The 17,894-nt window shown below is 49.6% G+C and carries 15 protein-coding genes; 2 read left to right on the forward strand and 13 right to left on the reverse strand.

The features are described 5' to 3' along the window. Window positions 1-10 precede the first annotated feature (10 nt). The 4 genes from CRO08_RS15965 to CRO08_RS15980 form a co-directional block, all read right to left on the reverse strand. Window positions 11-1,219: a restriction endonuclease subunit S gene (locus tag CRO08_RS15965; RefSeq protein WP_097037039.1), complete on the reverse strand. Its 1,209-nt coding sequence runs from the start codon at window positions 1,217-1,219 to the stop codon at window positions 11-13. A 189-nt stretch (window positions 1,220-1,408) separates the two neighbouring features. Continuing rightward, window positions 1,409-3,283, reverse strand: coding sequence for a class I SAM-dependent DNA methyltransferase (locus CRO08_RS15970; RefSeq protein ID WP_097037040.1), 1,875 nt, complete (start codon window positions 3,281-3,283; stop codon window positions 1,409-1,411). Continuing rightward, entirely contained in the window at window positions 3,276-4,772 is a 1,497-nt protein-coding gene (locus tag CRO08_RS15975) for an ATP-binding protein (protein WP_097037041.1), read from the reverse strand. Before CRO08_RS15975 ends, CRO08_RS15970 begins: the two co-directional genes overlap by 8 nt. A gap of 37 nt (window positions 4,773-4,809) precedes the next feature. Next, on the reverse strand, window positions 4,810-7,935 hold the full coding sequence (locus tag CRO08_RS15980; protein ID WP_097037042.1) for a type I restriction endonuclease subunit R: 3,126 nt from the start codon (window positions 7,933-7,935) through the stop codon (window positions 4,810-4,812). Between the two features lie 279 nt (window positions 7,936-8,214). Here CRO08_RS15980 and CRO08_RS15985 point away from each other — a divergent pair, with 279 nt between their 5' ends. Continuing rightward, complete coding sequence (locus CRO08_RS15985; RefSeq protein ID WP_097037043.1) at window positions 8,215-8,541, forward strand: addiction module antidote protein; 327 nt, start codon at window positions 8,215-8,217, stop codon at window positions 8,539-8,541. A 96-nt stretch (window positions 8,542-8,637) separates the two neighbouring features. On the opposite strand, the gene CRO08_RS15990 is transcribed toward CRO08_RS15985, so the two are convergent. Further along, entirely contained in the window at window positions 8,638-9,243 is a 606-nt protein-coding gene (locus tag CRO08_RS15990) for a DUF1349 domain-containing protein (protein ID WP_097037044.1), read from the reverse strand. Window positions 9,244-9,409: 166 nt separating this feature from the next. Between CRO08_RS15990 and CRO08_RS15995 the strand changes: the two genes are divergently transcribed. Further along, window positions 9,410-9,655 (forward strand): TIGR03905 family TSCPD domain-containing protein, encoded by a 246-nt coding sequence (locus CRO08_RS15995; RefSeq protein ID WP_072799897.1) that lies wholly within the window; start codon window positions 9,410-9,412, stop codon window positions 9,653-9,655. Window positions 9,656-9,669: 14 nt separating this feature from the next. Here the strand turns inward: CRO08_RS15995 and CRO08_RS16000 are convergent, their stop codons facing one another. The 8 genes from CRO08_RS16000 to dxr all read right to left on the reverse strand — a co-directional run bounded on the left by CRO08_RS16000 (window position 9,670) and on the right by dxr (window position 17,836). Beyond that, window positions 9,670-10,257, reverse strand: a complete 588-nt coding sequence (locus CRO08_RS16000) for a zinc ribbon domain-containing protein (protein WP_097037045.1) — start codon at window positions 10,255-10,257, stop codon at window positions 9,670-9,672. Window positions 10,258-10,328: 71 nt separating this feature from the next. Further along, window positions 10,329-10,853, reverse strand: coding sequence for a flavodoxin domain-containing protein (locus tag CRO08_RS16005; RefSeq protein ID WP_097037046.1), 525 nt, complete (start codon window positions 10,851-10,853; stop codon window positions 10,329-10,331). A gap of 29 nt (window positions 10,854-10,882) precedes the next feature. Continuing rightward, the gene (locus CRO08_RS16010; RefSeq protein ID WP_097037047.1) at window positions 10,883-11,248 is read right to left on the reverse strand and encodes an ACT domain-containing protein; all 366 of its coding nucleotides are present in this window, start codon (window positions 11,246-11,248) and stop codon (window positions 10,883-10,885) included. 254 nt (window positions 11,249-11,502) lie between these two features. Continuing rightward, window positions 11,503-12,126: a CatA-like O-acetyltransferase, family 2 gene (locus tag CRO08_RS16015; protein ID WP_097037048.1), complete on the reverse strand. Its 624-nt coding sequence runs from the start codon at window positions 12,124-12,126 to the stop codon at window positions 11,503-11,505. Between the two features lie 60 nt (window positions 12,127-12,186). After that, window positions 12,187-12,771, reverse strand: coding sequence for a TetR/AcrR family transcriptional regulator (locus tag CRO08_RS16020; protein WP_097037049.1), 585 nt, complete (start codon window positions 12,769-12,771; stop codon window positions 12,187-12,189). 131 nt (window positions 12,772-12,902) lie between these two features. After that, window positions 12,903-14,282 carry an RIP metalloprotease RseP gene (gene rseP, locus CRO08_RS16025; RefSeq protein ID WP_097037050.1) on the reverse strand — a complete coding sequence of 460 codons (1,380 nt, stop codon included), beginning with the start codon at window positions 14,280-14,282 and terminating at the stop codon, window positions 12,903-12,905. Window positions 14,283-14,482: 200 nt separating this feature from the next. Next, entirely contained in the window at window positions 14,483-16,471 is a 1,989-nt protein-coding gene (locus tag CRO08_RS16030; RefSeq protein WP_097037110.1) for a glycoside hydrolase family 9 protein, read from the reverse strand. Between the two features lie 216 nt (window positions 16,472-16,687). Beyond that, a complete protein-coding gene (gene dxr, locus CRO08_RS16035; RefSeq protein ID WP_097037051.1) occupies window positions 16,688-17,836 on the reverse strand; it encodes a 1-deoxy-D-xylulose-5-phosphate reductoisomerase in 1,149 nt (382 codons plus the stop codon). Between the last annotated feature and the right edge of the window lie 58 nt (window positions 17,837-17,894).

Here is a 17,894-nt window from a genome sequence, read left to right on the forward strand (position 1 = left end):
CTTATCCATTTTATATTTCCAGTTCGCCGTTCATGAGTTTGGGGAGTAGGCGGTCGCGGGATTGCGACAAATTTTGAATTTGTTTTTGTTTTGTAAAAATCTGATCAAAAATCGGCTTCATCACTTTATGAAACGCTTTAACAATATCGTCACTTGGCATGACAAAAGGCATGGCTTTGACAATCTTTGAATTGATTGCTTTTGAAATTGAAGATGTGCTGCCTAATTCATCATAATGGAAATTTTTGAGATAGCAATAGGTGTATTCTCTTAAAGAATCATCGTTTGTGACAAAATGGGCAATAGCCTCATTTGTGCACATTTCTGTTGATGCGATAGAAACCCGTCCGACAGTTAGTTTAAAACTCAACAAAACCGTATTTGCAGGGACAACTTTTACATTGTAGCGTTTAATAGCTTCTAATGTCAATCCCTCTGATGTTTCAAATAAAAATGCTGAATCCGCCCCCATATCGGAAATCGAAATCCATGGCATTCCGCTTTCATCTTCAGTAAACCACTGTTTTTCTGCTCTCGGTGGAGTTTTGCCAATGGTAATATTGAAAAATGAATCTGCTCGGTCTTTCCTCCATCCCTTCGGCAGTCCATCTACGATTTTGGTGGTTTCGTGGCCAGGGTAGCGGAGGTCGATGAACCATTGTTTGTAGAGACGCTGGGCGGCTTCTTCGAGGAGTTTTATTTGCTTCTGGTTGTTTTCTATCAGGTTGTCGTAAGCGGAAAGGATGTCGGCAATTTTCTTCTGCGTTGCAAACGGAGGCACCTGTATTTTTAATTGTTTCAGCCTAGATAATGGAATTAATTTTTGAGCAGCACCGTTAGCAGCATTTTCTGCTTGTTTGAAAAAATCAGGGGTATTTACAGAATAAAATAAAAAACGTGAATCAACACCCTTTTTCGGGTGTAAAAGAGCAATATTACGTTCAAAACAAAAAGGAATGTCAAAGTTTACATAAGCAGACAAACCATAAGAACCAACAACCGTATACAAAGTATCACCTAAAACAGGTTTACGATTTCTTTGTATACCGTCATAATAAACCAGAGGAACATGCAAGGCTTCTTTAAAATCAACCCGACTATCTTTTATATCCTTGATTTTAATAAATAATACGCCATCATCAGATTTAGGAGCGGGTTGATGATCGCCATCAGTTATGTACTCCGTACACTCTTCTAGAGTTTTTCTATTCCAAGCCATTAGCAAACACCCTCCATGGATTGCCACCACCACGCTTCGCTCGTGGCAGGCTCACTACGCCCTCGCAATGACGTGGTATCAACCCTATGCTTACTGGAGAATTCAGGATGACTCGTAAAAGCATGGATCCTTCGCTTTGCTCAGGATGACACACTCTCTCGTCTTTCGTCTCTCGTCTTTCGTCTAGCTTCACAGTCCCATCTCCTTCATGTTCTTCGAGATGGTTTTCATGAGGGCGTTGCTTTCGTCCTGGAGTTTCAGGAGTTCCTGGTGGATTTCGGTCATGCGTTCGGCAAAATCCACGCCGTCGTCTTCTACGGGGGCGACGCCTACATAGGCGCCGGGGGTCAGGCTGTAGTTCTTTTCGGCGATTTCGGCACGGGAGGCAATCTTGCAGAGCCCAAGGATGTCCTTGTATTTGCCGTCACCGAACTTTTCGTAGAGCCAGTCGGCTTCCTTGGCGACTCCGATGATTTCGTCGAGTTCCGCGAGGCGGGCGTCCCATTCTTCCTGGGTTTTCTTCTTGCTCTTTTTGTCGGCGGCTTCTACGGCGGTTTTCGCCTGTGCGCGGAGCGTTTCGCGGTGTTCCTTGAGTTCCGCGAATATTTTTGCAATCTTTGCGGACTTGCGGAGAATCTTTTCGAGTTGTTTGTCTTCGGTGGTGTCGGCGTAGGCAAGCAGGGCGCTACGGTATTCCACAAGCAGGCATTCATACTTGTCCGTTTCGCCGCGGTAGAGCCAAACAATGGCGTTCAAGTTCTTGAGTTGCCATTCGTTCCATTCGTTCAGAGTGCGGTCCACGACGGTGTAATAGTTGCGGGCATCGATGAACAGGACCTTGTCCTGAATTTTCTTCTTTTTGCCCTTGTCAAAGAACCAAAGGGTGCACGGCAGGCTCTTGGTATAAAAGAAGTTGTTGCCCACGCTTATCATGCAATCCACGTGTCCCGTAGCCACCAGCTTTTCGCGGATGTCCTTGTCCTTGCTCTGGCTGTCTGTCGCGGAGGCGGCCATCACAAAGCCCGCGCGGCCGGTTTCGTTCAGGTAACTGTAAAAGTAAGAAATCCACAGGTAGTTTCCGTTGCCAATTTCCTTGTCCTTGTTTACCGCAGGGAGCCCGAAAGGGAGTCGCCCGGCATTCTGGCAGCTTTCCGCTTTTACCTTATCTACGTTGAAGGGCGGGTTCGCCATCACGTAATCGCATTCGCCTGCAAGGTTGTGCGCATCGTGATAGAAGGAGTTCGCCTCGTCGCCGGACTTTACAACTCCGGTAAGCCCGTGCACCGCCATGTTCATCTGGCAAAGTTGGGCGTTGTATTCCACCTTTTCTTGGCCGTAAAAGGTCATGGTTTCGTTGCTAGCCATGCCGGCGGCATTCACAAAGTCACCGGTCTGCACGAACATTCCGCCCGATCCGCAAGCGGGGTCCAGCAATACGCCATGCGTGGGCTCCAACACGTTCACAATCATCTTCACCAGGGATTTTGGCGTAAAGAAAACGCCGTCGTCGCTTGCGATGTTCTTGGCAAACTTGCTGAGGAAGTATTCGTAGATGCGGCCCATCACGTCGCCGCCCACATCGTCGAGGGCGTTGTTGTTGAAGGTGCGCAAAAGTTCGGCAAGCAGTTCGTCCTTGAAATCGGTGTAGGTCTTGGGCAATACGCCTTTCAGCTTTTCACTCTGGGCTTCGACAAGTTCCATGGCGTTGTTCACGACTTCGCCAAGGCTGTTGAGCGGCTGACCATGCGCGTTCTTGAGTTTTGCCGATGCAATATTTGCAGGCAAGTTCACGAGGTAATCAAATTGCGCTTCTTTCGGGAGGAACAATGCACTCTTGGACGCAAAATCACTGGGTTCTACAGGGAGAACGCGGCCACCGCGACTCGGGCGGTTCTTGAGAATTTCGGCTTCGACTCTCTTAAAGCGGCCATAGGCGTAACGCAAAAACAAAAGCCCCAAAACAGGCATGCAATACTGATTCGATGTCAACTTGGAATCGGCACGGAGCAAGTCCGCAGATTCCCACAAATCGGCTTCAAGTTTCTTTAAGCTCTTGTTATCCATTTGGGTCCTTGCTAGTTTCTTGATTGAGCATGTATTTCCCTTTGCCATTTCCTTGCACGGGCTTTATAACGCCCAAACTAAACATTTTCTTTATAATTCCGATTGCGGCAGTTTTGCTAACCTTAAGGGAATTGGCAACATACTTGGCTCCAAAAACCTGTTGCAACCCAACTTCGGTAATCATTGCCTTCATGTGCCTTTTCATCGTTATATTGTACGTTGAAGCGTCTACCATTTTTTCAAAGTTAAGTTTCTGCGGACCAAAGTCAACTTTTTTCGAAGAAAAGCCACTCTTTTTGGGGTTAAAGTCAACCTTTTCCGGAGCAAAGTCAACCTTTTTTAAAACATAACCCGAATTTCGGATAATGGCTTTCAAAATAAAGGAGTCCTGTTTGTATTCCGGCTTGGGCAGCCCCTGCGCTTCCATTTCCCGGCACATACGGTCCACACCTTCGCCAAAATCCTTCACGTACTTGTAATCCTTCAAGTATTCCGCGATATGGGAATTGCGGGCAAAGTGGGAATTACGAATCTTGTTGATTTTCACCTGACTGGGCAAATTCCCCGGAGATTCCACCACCAAATGGTCATCGAACATCTTGATTTGGATTTCGGTTCCGCGAATGGAATAATCCCTATGGGTTACCGCATTTACGACCAGTTCTGTACGCACAAATTCCGGATATTCAAGTTCGGTGGTAAAGATTCCGCCCGAAGTCAAATAAGTGCGTTCCTTGATTTGCGTTTGGATGTAGGCGACCGCCTGGCGAATCTGCTCCAGAATGCGACCTTCAAAAGTCACATCCTTGATAACGTTCATCTCGGCACCGAATTTTTCTTCTGTACCTTCGTAACGGATAAACCTGACTCGGGCCCTCGGGAAAAACGACTGGGGTTTCTTGCCGAATAGCAAAATGGCTGCAACGCTGAGTTGCAATTCTCCCTCTTTCTCTTTTGCGAAGTTCTTATTCTGTAGCAAATATTCTCGTGGGGATTTAGAATATCCGATTAAGCTCAAATATTCTTTGAGATAAGATTCCTCTATATCCTCGTAGCTGGAGTCTGGAACAAGAAAATCTTCAAAGGAACGCAACCCTTTGTCGAGGGTCAGCGTCAAACGGTCATCGTAAGAAAGTAGTTTGGATTTGTCGCCCACACGCATATAAACGTCATGCGCCTGGTTTTCGTGAACAAAGGGGCTTGCCTCTATGTGGAATACCAGCACATGGTTCGGCTTACCTTTGGCATCAACGCATTCAACAAGTTCATGAGCAAAAGGAACCGTCGGCGAACAAAAATCCATCGGAACACGCAAGAGTTCATTGACATCTTTTTCACGATGGTCAACACCCTCGATGCGGCGATTTTTATCAGAAACGCCGACAACGATGATTCCCCCGTCGGCATTTGCAAAAGCGCACACATGGTTAGAAAAATCCTTCGGAGCAATGTTTATGCTCTTGCGGTCAAAAGTCTGGGATTCTTCCATAGCGAGAATATCTTCTATACGCACTGGGCCTCCAGATTTATGCTACACGATAATGGGTGTAAACGTATTCGTAAACGCGGGCACGATACATGTTGATGGCCACGTCATCGTAACTTTCGGGCAGCTCTTTCCAAAGCGTGTCACGAATGAGGGTGTCCACCGCGGCCTTGGTTTCTTGCTTATCGGTCCAGTGGTCCAGACTCCCAATTTTCGCCTTTATCTTTTCGAGCAATTCTACGGCAACAGATTTTAACTTCTTGATGTCCTGCTTGCTCAAGTTATCCTTGAAAAGCAAGTCATACATGGAAAGTTCTTCGTCGTTCTTGAAACCTTCACGGACAAAGCGCTGTTGCTCGGAATCCATGGATGATGCCAAATCCATCAAGTCCATAAAGGTCTTTTCGATGGTCGCACGGTCCTGTTCGCTATTGTAGGCGTTGATGATTTCTTGATAACGCTCGTAAAAATTGATTCTACCGGAGTTGGTCGCCAACAGCAAAGAAAGTCGCTCCTTTAACAGTTCTTCCAAATCGCGGAGCAAAAGGTTCTTGTGCTTCGCCTTGGCAAATTCCCGGCCGAGCAATTCAAAATCAATCTTGCTGATGTCGAACTGCTTGGGATTCTTTTTACCGCCTACGTCCATCTGAACGTATTCGTTCACAATCTTGTTCAGTTCCACCATCAAATCCACATTGGTCACATGACGGCGTTTTGCCTTCAAGTTGCGGGCAACCGCGTCAATCGCGTTTATCTTGTCGCGATTCTCGGCTGTAACGTCTTCGCGGTTCGTGTATTTTACTAGGCGCGAAAGTTCAGCGGCGTATGTAGAGAAAGTCTTCTTATTTTCTGCCGAAGAACAGACTGCATTTGCGGTATCTTGAATTGCGGCAATCTTATCAAAGCCCTTGGATTCAACAACCTTTGAAAGTTTAGCTCCGACTCCGCTTAAGAACGCTTCCGCTTTTGCAATAATTTCGATAATGCGATTCAGCAATTCCGACTTGTCAATTGTCGGGTCGGCACGCCCGCCGCTTACATTGTTCGTATAATCGGCGAGAGCCTTGCGCAACGCCTTTACAATGCCAGCATAATCTACAATCAGGCCGTTGCTCTTGCCTTCGTTCACACGGTTCGCACGTGCAATCGTCTGCATCAGCGTGTGAGCCTTCAACAGTTTATCCAAGTAAAGGCAACTGAGGCACTTGACATCGAAACCGGTGAGCCACATGGCACAAACGAACACAACGCGGAATTTATTTTTGGGGTCCTTGAATTCCTTGTCCAGTTCCCGCTTTTCCATCTTGGTGCGGTGCGGAGTAATGTCCAAGCCCCACTTGGCAAATGTCTGTTGCTCGTTCTGTTCCTGACTTACGACGACAGCCATTTCCGTTTCGCGCATCCACTGGATTTTGCGCTCCAGTTCCTGGGCTTCTTGCTGGGTTGCTGTTTTCAACTGCTTTTCGATAGCGGCGATTTCTTCGGCCCAATATTCCTGAACGTAATTGTACATGCGAACGCAAGTCACCTTGTTCAGGCAAACAAACATCGCCTTGCCGCTAGTCCATAAGTCGGAATAATGATGCGCAAAATCTTTTGCAACCAGACGCAATCGCGGTTCTGCCGTAAGCAGGTGGTATTCCTTGGCAAAATCCTTTTCCAGTTTTTCTTGCTGTTCCGGGTCAAGGTCTGCGGCTTCAATCGCATTGAGAATCTTGTCTGTAATTTCAGGATTCTTGAGTTCCTTGATTTTGTCGGCACGATTTTCGTAATAGAGCGGAACTGTCGCACCATCTTCTACGGCACGCTTGAAATCGTAAATAGAAATGTAGCCGCCGAAAGTTCTTTCGGTGATGTTGTCATCTTTCAAAAGCGGAGTGCCCGTAAAGCCGATACGCGAAGCCGTCGGAAGCAAGGCACACATGTTGTCTGCAAAAATTCCATTCTGGCTGCGATGCGCTTCGTCGGACATCACTAAAATATCGTGATCTGGATAAATCGGGGTCAAATCTTTCTTGTTGAACTTTTGAATCAGCGTGAAGATGAAACTCGGGTTGCCCTTGAGTTTTGTAACAAGGTCGTTCCCGCTCGTGGCAATGAACTTGGATGCTTTTACCTTGCCGAGCATTCCGCAGTTTTCAAACGTATCGCTAATCTGCTTATTCAGTTCGTCACGGTCCGTAAGGATGACGATTGTAGGCGAACCTTTTGCACAACGGCGAATCTTTTGCGACAAGAACAACATCGAGTAGCTTTTGCCACTCCCCTGCGTATGCCAGAAAACGCCCAACTTGCCATTGCGAAGTTTGCGGTTTTCGTACGCTTTGAATGCCTCGTTTACACCAAGATACTGGTGGTTGCGGGCGAGAATCTTAACCGTATTTCCATCGGAATGATCGTAAAGAATGAAATTCGCCAACAGGTCAAGGAATGTTTCTTTTTTGCAAATCCCGCGAAGCATCGTCTGGAGTGCAACGGAACCCGCATCGGATTCTTTGAGACGTTTCCATTCGTGGAAAAAATCATACTTGCTGCCAAGCGTTCCGACTTTCGCTTCTACCCCATTAGAAAGCATCAAAAATGCGTTGTAATAGAAAAGTTGCGGAATCGTCGAAAGGTAATCCGTGTAGTTGTCGTCGTAGGCGTTTTGCACAGCGACATCGTTACGTTTGAGTTCCACAAACAAAAGCGGGATGCCATTAACAAAGCCGACTATATCGGTACGGCGGCGATAAATTTCGCCGTGAATTTTCATCTCCTTGACGGCGAGAAAATCGTTGTTCTCCGGGTTCAAAAAATCAATGACGAGAGCCCGCTTGACATCCGAAGTTCCATCGGTTTTCTTGTAAGAGACAGGAATGCCATCGCGAATAAAGCCGTACTTTTCTTCGTTGATTTGAAGCAGCGAAGACGTGCTGAGCGTCGCCGTGAACTTTTGTACGGCTTCGTCAATTTGTGTAGGCGTTATCCACGGATTCAGCTTTTGAAGTGCTTCGCGAAAATACCGATGCAACAAAACTTCTCTGTAAGAGGTGCGCCCGAATGTTCCATTTTCGCCTAATTTTTCTTCATTATACGCAAAAACAACGCGCCAGCCCAACTCATGCTGGAGCAGGTCGCCGGCACTCTCTTGAACGAGGATATTTTCGCTGTATTCGTAGGACATAAAAGCCAAACTATTCCAATGTAAATATAAACAAAATAGGTTGTCATAATATGCCAAAAACTCGCGGGCCTATTGACAAACAAGATTTTTGAACCTACATTTAGTGCACAAGTGTGTAGTCTTTGGTATTTTTTCGCTTGTATGCCAGAGGAGTTGACGATGAAGAAAGATGTTGCGGCCAGTGCGGCCGGGGCCGAGATTTATTTAGCAATCCCCCACATTGCCCTATTGACAATTTGTAGCCGATTGGCTACATTGTAGGAGGGCAGGAGTTAAACAATGAAAAAAAGTGATGCAGAAGTTTCTGATCTGGATGTTGCCGATCTTCTTAAAACAGAAGAAGATGTAAAACTCTTTTTGGAAGAAGCCCTTGCCGAAAACGACCCCGTCCTCTGGCAACATGCCATTGGAGATGCGGCCCGGTCAATCGGAATGGCAAAAATCGCCGAGTCTGCGGGCCTGAATCGAGAAAGCTTGTACAAGGCACTAAGAGAAGACGCGCATCCGAGATTCGACACCATCATGCGTGTGCTGAACGCCATGGGTTTAAAACTCTGCATAACCCCCTGTGCAGTCGCCGAGAAAAAGGCCATGTACAAAGTTTAACTCCCAGCACCAGAAAAGGTGGTATTATAGATCGCGGATATATACCATCCGCGAAGTTAAGGTCATGCTCGATGCCGATTTGGTGGAAATCTACGTTTACGCATCCGGTTGTTGGCCGTCGTGCGCTTTCCATGCGCATTCCGTCACTTGCATATCCGTAAATCGAGCCGTGAAGCTGGAATTTTCCGGGCTGCATGCATATATGCCAAACCGAATTTTTCCGGCTCCTTCGAGCATGTGGCAAATCCGCATTTGAGAAAACTGCACCCCGTCTCGAGAACATTCTATGCAGTAGTCATCTTCGCGCCTGCTGAGCCTATACCACATGGATTTTACATCTGCAGCAATCGCGGTCGTCGCCCAGTCTGAATACCCGCGGTTTGTCACGACAGAACCCAGGTGCTGGAAATTTTCATTCTCATATTCGACTGACGCCTTAAGCCAATTTTCCGAATCCAGATACAGCGCCACCCCGCACTGGTCGAAGCGATGACGACTTTCGGAAAAATCGGTTTTGACGACAAAGGAAAAGAACTTTTCTTCTGTTTCCATCTGCAGAACCGGGGCATTATCGTTTCTGAAATGATAGTAGGTCCTTTGCCAAAGGTCCGTATGCGGGGCGGTCACAATTTCGACGCATTCCTGATTGATGCTGTAGTTCCGGGGTTCCCGGACCCATTTCATTTTAGAAATATCAAACATTTCTGTAGCCTTTGAATTGACGCGCTTTGTTGCTATAATCTATAAAAACAGCTAGAGATTGCCAAGTCATCTCGCCCAACGCCAAGACATTCTATATTTATCAAAAAAATGGATCCCCTCCCTGACGGTCGAGGATGACAACAAACAAACCTGCAACGAGTTTATTATGGAAGAGACTTTCAAGACCAGAGGCGTTTGCGCGACGACAATCCAATTCACGCGCGACGGAGACAAAATCAGAAACATCCGCTTTACGGGCGGATGCAACGGGAACTTGAAGGCAATCGCGAAGCTCTGCGAAGGTATGAGCGCCGAAGATATCGCGGCAAAGCTCTTGGGCAACACCTGTGGCGGGAAGCCGACTTCGTGCGCCGACCAGCTCGCCCGCGCTGTTCTCGGGAAAGAAGCCTAATACAAATTTATTCTTTATCGTTTCTTGAATACGACGATTTCGGCATCGGCGCCATTCTTGCCGTATTCGCTCACGAGAATGTAGCGTTCGTCGCAGGCGATTCCGAAGCAGTGGCCTTCGGCTCCAATCTTTTCGACCTGATTGCCCCAGTAGCTTGCGTTATCGTCCAGGAGCTTGACGCTGTTGCCGTTGATCTTGTATTCCTGATTGATGAACGAGCCCTGCAGCACAAAGAGGTTGTCGATGGTCGGCATGTCCTTGATACCCAGCGCGTTGACTTCTTCAATGAACTTCTGCTTCATGGGCGATGTGGCATGCGGCAGTTGATCTGCCGGGAGGCGCCAACGTTTTAGCGTCGGGAAGTACTTGCGAAGCTCCGCCTTATATTCTTCGCGGGTCAGGCTCTTGCCGGTGTTCTTGTTGAATTCATCGACGAACTGCGAGCAGAATTCAACCATCTGTTCCATGTTGAAGTCGCCGGTGAAGGCGCCGTCTTTGTAGCAGTAGATGCAGTATTCTTCGTTCTTGCTGCCGTCGGCGTTGGTGCCCAAGATTTCCGGTGTGAGCGGCATTCCGCAGCTCTGACAAAATTTTAATTCCATAGGTTCTCCTTTTTTAGCTCTATGCACAAATGTACACTATTTTAAAATTCTTGTCAAGGAACTTATTCAAATTATTTCAAAATTTGAGCAATCGGTTCCAGGGTATCGAGATTCACGAAGTCCACTTGTTTGCCATAGGTGGCGATGAGGGCGCGGACTTCGGCGTTGCGCTCCGCTTCGGGGATTTTCGTGACCTTCGAATACAGGAGTTTCATCATGATTCGGTGTTTCAGGCCGAGCTTGGTGTAGTCGATAGCACCGCGAAGGTGGAAAATTTTACTTTCATCGTAATGCGATGCGGGAACTTGCTTTTTGAGGCTGTCCCTGATGTGGTTGACGTTTTCGGCATCGATCGGGTCGGCGAGACCGACGGTCGCGACAAACAATTCCTGACTTGCGGAGAGGCCGCAAACCGTTTTCTTGAGGCCCATGACACCGCCAGCGCAGAGGGCGCCCAGATAGACGATGCGGTCATAGCCGGCAACGCTTTTCACGTCTTTGAAAAAAACAGCCTTGAGCCCCGTGATTTCGGAGAGGCGTTCAGCATAGCGCTTTGTCGAGCCGTAGCAGCTACCGTAGATGATAATAGTGTTCATCCGATTATAATCCTTTCTTTGAGGCTTTATCACACCACATCATATCCCGCATCAGACAAGACTTTCAGCGCTTTCTCGAAATTTTCGGCTTTCACAAGGATATAATCCGTATTGAAAGTGGATATCGCAAAAATACCAATGTTATTTTCTGCGAGAATAGCTGATAGCTTTGAAAGAATGCCGATAAGAGAAAAATCAAGTACACCCTGAATACGGAATCCTCGCCATCCATCATCTCGTTCAATAGTATTTTGGAGAACATCATCTGTTTTGCATACGAGGGATATTTCTTCGTTGGTCTTGCCAATGAAATAAAAATCCTTACCCGTATCAAAATCACTAACGTCCGCTACTTTACAGACTGTTAGTTTGTGATCCAATTTCTTTATTACCATAAATTCAATCGTTTGTTAGAGTTTTACTTTCGTCGTTGACTATACTAAATACAAAAGATTTAGGACGTTCGCCTCCCCAAATTAACTTCAGGTCAGGGCATACAACATCCAAATGTGGCCTGATACCATCTGATGCATGAAGTCTTTAATTCCATAGGCTTCGAATGCCTCGTCTAAAGCGAACAGGCAGGCTATATGACCAATGGCTATAAGGAAGTGGAGCGCTGCTCCGAATCGTAATCTTTTCATGTTTTTTATCGCAGCTCATTGATAGCCTTTTGCAAATTCGCGAGGAATTTCCCGGCGTGTGCCCCGTCCATTTGCGTATGATGGAACTGGAACGAAACAGGCAATTCATAGCGGAAAAACTTTCGCCTAAACCGCCCCCAAATCATAAACGGGTTGTTGAAAATGCCGGAATTCATGCCGACAGCGCCGTCAATTTCCGTGTCGATAATCGCCGATGTGCCGATGACCATGCTGTTCTCGGACAAGTCCCAGTCCACACAACTTTCCGCTACGATTTTGGTGTATCTGAGATAGTTGCGGTTGAATGTCGCCAAGCCTTCGGAAAACGGAATGTCGCAAGAGTTGACTTCGCCTTCGTCGTTCTTCACGATTGTGTTCACCGCAATAGAATCGTATTGCATAAGCTTCCCGTTTACCGGGAGCATGTAAAACTCTTTAACGCTTGCGGCCGCCTTGCCGATGCAGTAATCCATAAGCATGTTGAATTTCAAGCCGCGCTTTTTGCTCACCTTCACAAGCCTTGTGACGTTCAATGTTTTGAAAAATGTCACCATCGGATTTGGAGCTTGCATCCAAAGCTTGAACGCCATTGCTCTAGTGGTGCTTTTCGGGTCGATTTCTTTTGCCATTTTTTTGCCTTAATTTTCCGTCAACGGACATCAGCATGAACAATGTGGTGATTGGTCGATTCATTTCTTGTAGGTTTTGAAAAAATGCTGTAAGTGCTTCTCGATGAATTTGAGTGCCTCTTTTTCGCATTTCGGCTGGCGATCAACTTTAGAAATCCAAAGTGCGACTGGCGCAGTAATCTCTGTCGCGAGCATTTCCGGGTCGTCTTTGACGATTATACCTGCAGCCATCAAGGTCTCGAGAATTTTCTTGTACATTTGCAGAAGCCCATCCACCTGATGCCTTGTCGTGATTTCGGCGAGGCGCTCGCTGCGAAACTGTTCCTGCACCAAGAAAACACGCATCTTCTTGATAATCGGGTCGCTCATCGTAAAGCGGATGCGCTTTAACATCTCGCGAATGAATCCGTCGATATTTTCGGGAACTGTGCCGATTTTTTTCGCGGAGCCGAACGATTCCTCGTAGCGCGCTTCGGCGATGTCGATGAGCGCATTCAAGATGTCTTCTTTGCCCTTGAAGTGCTTGTAAAGCGACGGCGCCTTGATGCCGACATCTTGGGCGATTTGCTCCACGCTGGTGCCATCGTATCCGTTTTTGGCAAATAGCGTTAGGGCGGTTTCAAGGATTTTTTCTTTTGTGGACATGACACCTCTACAGTCAGCTAACATTCATTAGCTAAAATAGCTAACATTTATTAGCCTGTCAAGAGGAAAATATCATCATCGGAGCCGAAACTTTCAGTATCGGCACGAATAACGCAACATGAGTGTCTTTGTCACTTCAAAAAGAGCGAGAGCTTGCTAAAGTCAAGAATCGTGATAAACACGAAGAAGCTGATGAAGAACGCGGCAGCCACATTCTGAATGACCGTCTGCGTCTTGGTGGAAAGCGGCTTGCCGCGCAGTTTTTCGATACCGAGGAACATGAGCAGGCCACCGTCGGTAATCGCAAGCGGAAGCAGGTTCATGACGCCCAGGTTGATACTGATAAGGGCAAGCAACATCAGGAACTCCTGGAAACCGCTCATCCACACGTTACCCATCACGGCGACAATAGAAACCGGACCGGAGAAGGCATCCACCTTCACCTGGCCCTGGAACATGCGCTTGAAATAGCGGAAGATGCTCGTAGTCATTTTCCAGCTGGTAGCACAAGTCTTCGTAAAGGCCTCGACAGGGCCGCGGCGCACAATCTTTGTTTCGCGGAAGAGCACGTAGCCCATTTGGATGCCAACCATGTAACGCTTGTATTCCTCGTTGTACACAGGCGTAAGCGGCTTGGTAAGCGTATCGCCATCGCGGATGACGGTAACATTGACAGTTTCACCCTTGCTACCGTCGATGATGCGTACCACCTCCTCGTAACGGGAGATGTGCTCGCCGTTGATTTCAAAAATCGTATCGTTCTGCTGGATGCCGGCCGTAGCCGCGGCGGAACCTTCAACAGGCGGGAGGCGCACGATGACGCGGTTGCGCGGGTAAATGCCGATGTCGCCAATACCCATCTTGATTTCAGAGCCGGTAGAATCCTGCGCGGGAATCACGAGTTCTTCGGGAACGACTGTTATGGTGAGAGGTTCGCCACCGCGATGCACCGTGAGGGGGACGTTCGCCCCGAGGCTCACGCCAATCTGCTCGCGGAAATCGTCCCAGCCCTGCGTGGGCTTGCCGTTCATGGCGGTGATGGTATCGCCCGGCTGTATGCCCGCAGCGAGCGCCGGGGAATCCTTCGCGACAAAACCCACAATAAGTTCGTTTGTCGCAGGTTCCTGCACGCCCACCATGTAGAGCACCATCAGGAGCACGAACGCAAACACGATGTTGATGAACGGGCCCGCAAATGCAATCGCGGCGCGGGCACCCACGGATTTCGCCACAAAATCGCGTTCGTCCGGGACTTCGCCCTCCTCGAGCGTGTCGGGATTTTCCCCCGCCATGGCCACGTAGCCACCGAACGGGATAGCCGAAATGCAGTATTCCGTCTCGCCCCTTTTGATGCGGATGAGCTTTTTGCCGAAACCGACGCTAAACGTATTCACCTTGACGTTATTCCACTTGGCGACCAGGAAGTGGCCAAGTTCGTGAATAGTCACGAGGAAACTGAGCGCAAGGAGGCCCAGGATGAACATCACGACGTTGGAGAAAATGGATTCCATTACAGGATAATGTAGTAAAAAAGATCCCCGCCTACGCGGGGATGACTAATTAAAAAGCGGGGATGACAATGCGGGTTGGAGATGGACGGCTTCGCCGTCCGTGGCTGCATTCGGTCATATTTGCAAATTACTTTGCAAATACGACACTCATTTTGCACACTATTGCCGCGGGGCGATGCCCCTCGCAATGACAATATGGTTTAGTGCAGCCTGTTGCCGCGGAGGTCATAGCGTTTGCCGTTTTTCTCGACGACAAGCTTGAAATCCTTCACGCGGAGGCGCGGTGTTGCATCGCCCTGCATTGCGGCAGGCACAACCTCGCGAATTGCGGTAGTCGCGCTGGAACTGGCCGGATTCCACGGGTTCCACTGCGACGAGCTGGACTGCGGCGGCTGCCACTGCGAAGAGCTCGAAGCAGGCACCGCGCTAGAAGAACTAGAGCCCTGCGGGGCGGAACTGGACGAAGACTGCGCCGTCGCATTTTTCCTCGCGACTCCTGCAGCGGCAAAGTCGGGAGCGAAGCCCGCGTTTATCGCCTCGAGAGCGCCCGCCAAGTAGGCAAGCGGGGCATTCCAGTTGATGGCGACCTCGTTCGTTGCATAACTGCAGCGCTGGTCGGTGTAGGCGGTCGCAGCCTGACCTGTCCTGTAGTCGGCGCACTTCCATTCCGCAGCGGAGCCGACATCCTCGCCACCGGGCTGCGGGCCACCCACGAGCATTCCCGGGATAGGCTCAGTTACGTTATCCGAAGTACTCGGGCGGTGGTGCGGCATCATCGGAGACTTGGTGCCATAACCCGTCACAAAAGACATGTCGAGCGGGTTCTTGCCGAGCAGGTAATCGAGCACCTTGAGCGCTGCGGCATAATACTTCTCGTCGCCGGTGAGGTAGTAGGCATGCAAGAGCCATACGCCCTGATTGGAGGCCACGGCGTTTGAACCCCACACAAAATCGTCCTTCGCCATCACCACGCCAAAACCGGACTTAGTGCGGTTCACGAATCCGTCGGCGGTCGAAAGGATTTTCTGCTTGGCCTCGCCCGCATCACTAAAAACAGACGCGTGAGTCGCCTTGCCGTAGGTGGCAATTCCCTTCATGTCGCCCCAGTAGGAGATATACTCCGTGGTACCCGACTGCTTGTACGACCCGTCGTTTGTCGTAATGGCAAGTTCCGTACCGGCGAAAAGTTTCTCGTCGCTCGCATTATTGCCTTCGTAGGCACCGGTCGACACATCGGACGGGTTTGCCGTGAAGTGCACGTTCATGTTGTTCGAGCCCCAGGCATAGGCCTTCTTCGCCGCCTCCAGGCACTTGTTTGCGTAGTTCGAATCGAACGGCTTGTACACGCGGGCGGCAACAGCCATCACGCCCGCAAAGTCAAAAGCGGCCTCGGCGCTCTTGCCGATAACGTAAAGCTTCAGGTTGTCCTGCGCAGGCATCACATCGCCCGGGAACCCGAGAGACGTAAGCTTGTGGTACACACTGCCGTCATTCGCCTGCATGGTAAGCATCCAGTCCAGGTTCCACTTGATTTCGGCAAGCAGGTCCGGGAGGCTACCCTCCGCAGGGATATTCCACTTGAGGCTCTTGAAGTAATTCGGGAAATGCTCGTAAAGCGAGAGAAGCGTGTAGGTGGTAATGCCCGAGTTCACGATATAACGGCCGTAGTCGCCTGCATCGTACCAGCCCTTGGTAGACTGGATAGAGCCCGAACCGGCGGAGTTATGGAGTTCCACCGTAGAATTCGTGTGCCCCGCGGCACGGCTCCACTTGCCAGCATACTGACTCTCGAGAGCCATCGATGCGCGCTGGTAGTAGAACCACTTGGCGGCAGCCTTGAGCACGTCCTCGAACGTGTTATCCTTGACCACCAAATCCTGGCGGAGTACCTGTCCGCCCACCTTGATGGAATACTTGCCTGCGGTCTTGAGTTCGGAAAAATCCACGAGCTGAACATTCTGCCCGCTCGCATCCCAGTAAGATGCGGCCCCCGGAGTCACGGAAAGGGCCGTCTGGCCAGACGCGTTCACGATTTCGACATTGCCCGAGGCGCCCACCAGCGAGAACTGCTTGGGGTCGGAAGGGCGGTAACCCACCTGGTTTATGTAGGCATTGGCTGCAAAGGCCGTCGAAACACCGGCGGCAACGGTCGCGGAAAGCACGACCAGCTTGATTCTATTCGTTTTCAAAACATCCTCTCTTGCGCAAGAAAAGTTGTCATACACCTGAATACAATATAAGGAAAGGCGGCCCGTATAGGTCCGCCTATTAAAGAATTATAAACCAAACTGTATCAAGTGTTTTACTTTTTCACAAAAAGGAACAATCTTTTGTTGTATAAAAAAACAACCCTTTTGCCGTTTTCAGGGCAAAAGGGCCATTCAGGATAACTCGCTTTTGTAAAATTACTTTATCAGCGCAGCAGTGAGCCTGCGGGCTTCGGCGTCGGCCTCGAGAACCTGGTCAAGCGTGAGGTGGCCGGTCACATCGGGGGCCTTCTCCATCACCATTTCCACGTATTTCGGGATATCGGTGAACTTGAGGTTCCCCTTGAGGAAGCGATCCACGAGCACTTCGTTCGCGGCGTTCATCATGGAGGGCACGATACCGCCACGGCGGCCCGCCTCGAACGCGAGGGCAAGGCAACGGAACTTCTTGAAATCCGGTTCGAAGAACGTGAGTTTTGCAAGCGTCGGCAGGTCGAGGCGCTTGGTTTCGAGACGCAAGCGGTCGGGCCACGTGAGCGCCACCTGGATGGGGATGCGCATGTCGGGAGCGCCGAGCTGGGCCATCAGAGAACCGTCGCGGAACTGCACCAGCGAATGCACCATGGACTGCGGGTGAACCACCACCTTAATTTGTTCGTACGGAATGTGGAACAGGAAGTGAGCTTCGAGAACTTCGAGGCCCTTGTTCATCATGGAGGCGGAATCGATGGTAATCTTCTTGCCCATGCTCCACACGGGGTGATTGAGCGCGTCGGCCACCGTGATGGTTTCGAACTTCTCAACAGGCCATTCGCGGAAAGGCCCGCCGGAAGCGGTAATCTCGAGGAATTCCACCTCGCTTTCGCGCTTGCCGCCTTCGAGGCACTGGAAGATGGCGCTGTGTTCGGAATCGATGGGAGTGATAAACGACTTCGGGTTTTCCGCAAGCTTGTCCCAGATGACGGGGCCCGCCATGACCATCGTTTCCTTGTTCGCGAGGGCCACGTGCTTGCCGTGCTCGATGGCGGTAATGGTCGGGAGGCAGCCCACCGCACCCATGAGCGCGTTGATGATGATATCGGCCTTCGGGTCGGCGGCGAGTTCGCACAGGCCTTCCATGCCGGCGAGCACCTTCATGCCGAGGATGCCCTCGAGTTCCTTCGCGGCGTTCGGGTCGAACATGCACACGCGTTCCACTTTGTACTTGCGCACGATTTCAGCAACCTTCTGCACGCTACTGTTCGCGGCGACCGCATACAAGTTAAAAATGTCGGAATGTTGCAGGATGACATCGACGCTGGACGTACCGATGGAGCCTGTGGCACCGAGAAGGACGACGTTTTTCATAAAAAGCCTCTTTTGTTTTTCAAAAAAATAGAAATTAATATTCGGGCTTTTCGCGCGA

The organism is Fibrobacter sp. UWT3, from assembly GCF_900230125.1.
In the GTDB taxonomy this organism is placed as follows: domain Bacteria; phylum Fibrobacterota; class Fibrobacteria; order Fibrobacterales; family Fibrobacteraceae; genus Fibrobacter.

Bases quoted from the DNA above. Each gene is read 5' to 3' on its own strand.
- CRO08_RS15965 (WP_097037039.1), bottom strand. From the start codon at position 1,219: ATGGCTTGGAATAGAAAAACTCTAGAAGAGTGTACGGAGTACATAACT.
- CRO08_RS15970 (WP_097037040.1), bottom strand. From the start codon at position 3,283: ATGGATAACAAGAGCTTAAAGAAACTTGAAGCCGATTTGTGGGAATCT.
- CRO08_RS15975 (WP_097037041.1), bottom strand. From the start codon at position 4,772: ATGGAAGAATCCCAGACTTTTGACCGCAAGAGCATAAACATTGCTCCG.
- CRO08_RS15980 (WP_097037042.1), bottom strand. From the start codon at position 7,935: ATGTCCTACGAATACAGCGAAAATATCCTCGTTCAAGAGAGTGCCGGC.
- CRO08_RS15985 (WP_097037043.1), top strand. From the start codon at position 8,215: ATGAAAAAAAGTGATGCAGAAGTTTCTGATCTGGATGTTGCCGATCTT.
- CRO08_RS15990 (WP_097037044.1), bottom strand. From the start codon at position 9,243: ATGTTTGATATTTCTAAAATGAAATGGGTCCGGGAACCCCGGAACTAC.
- CRO08_RS15995 (WP_072799897.1), top strand. From the start codon at position 9,410: ATGGAAGAGACTTTCAAGACCAGAGGCGTTTGCGCGACGACAATCCAA.
- CRO08_RS16000 (WP_097037045.1), bottom strand. From the start codon at position 10,257: ATGGAATTAAAATTTTGTCAGAGCTGCGGAATGCCGCTCACACCGGAA.
- CRO08_RS16005 (WP_097037046.1), bottom strand. From the start codon at position 10,853: ATGAACACTATTATCATCTACGGTAGCTGCTACGGCTCGACAAAGCGC.
- CRO08_RS16010 (WP_097037047.1), bottom strand. From the start codon at position 11,248: ATGGTAATAAAGAAATTGGATCACAAACTAACAGTCTGTAAAGTAGCG.
- CRO08_RS16015 (WP_097037048.1), bottom strand. From the start codon at position 12,126: ATGGCAAAAGAAATCGACCCGAAAAGCACCACTAGAGCAATGGCGTTC.
- CRO08_RS16020 (WP_097037049.1), bottom strand. From the start codon at position 12,771: ATGTCCACAAAAGAAAAAATCCTTGAAACCGCCCTAACGCTATTTGCC.
- rseP (WP_097037050.1), bottom strand. From the start codon at position 14,282: ATGGAATCCATTTTCTCCAACGTCGTGATGTTCATCCTGGGCCTCCTT.
- dxr (WP_097037051.1), bottom strand. From the start codon at position 17,836: ATGAAAAACGTCGTCCTTCTCGGTGCCACAGGCTCCATCGGTACGTCC.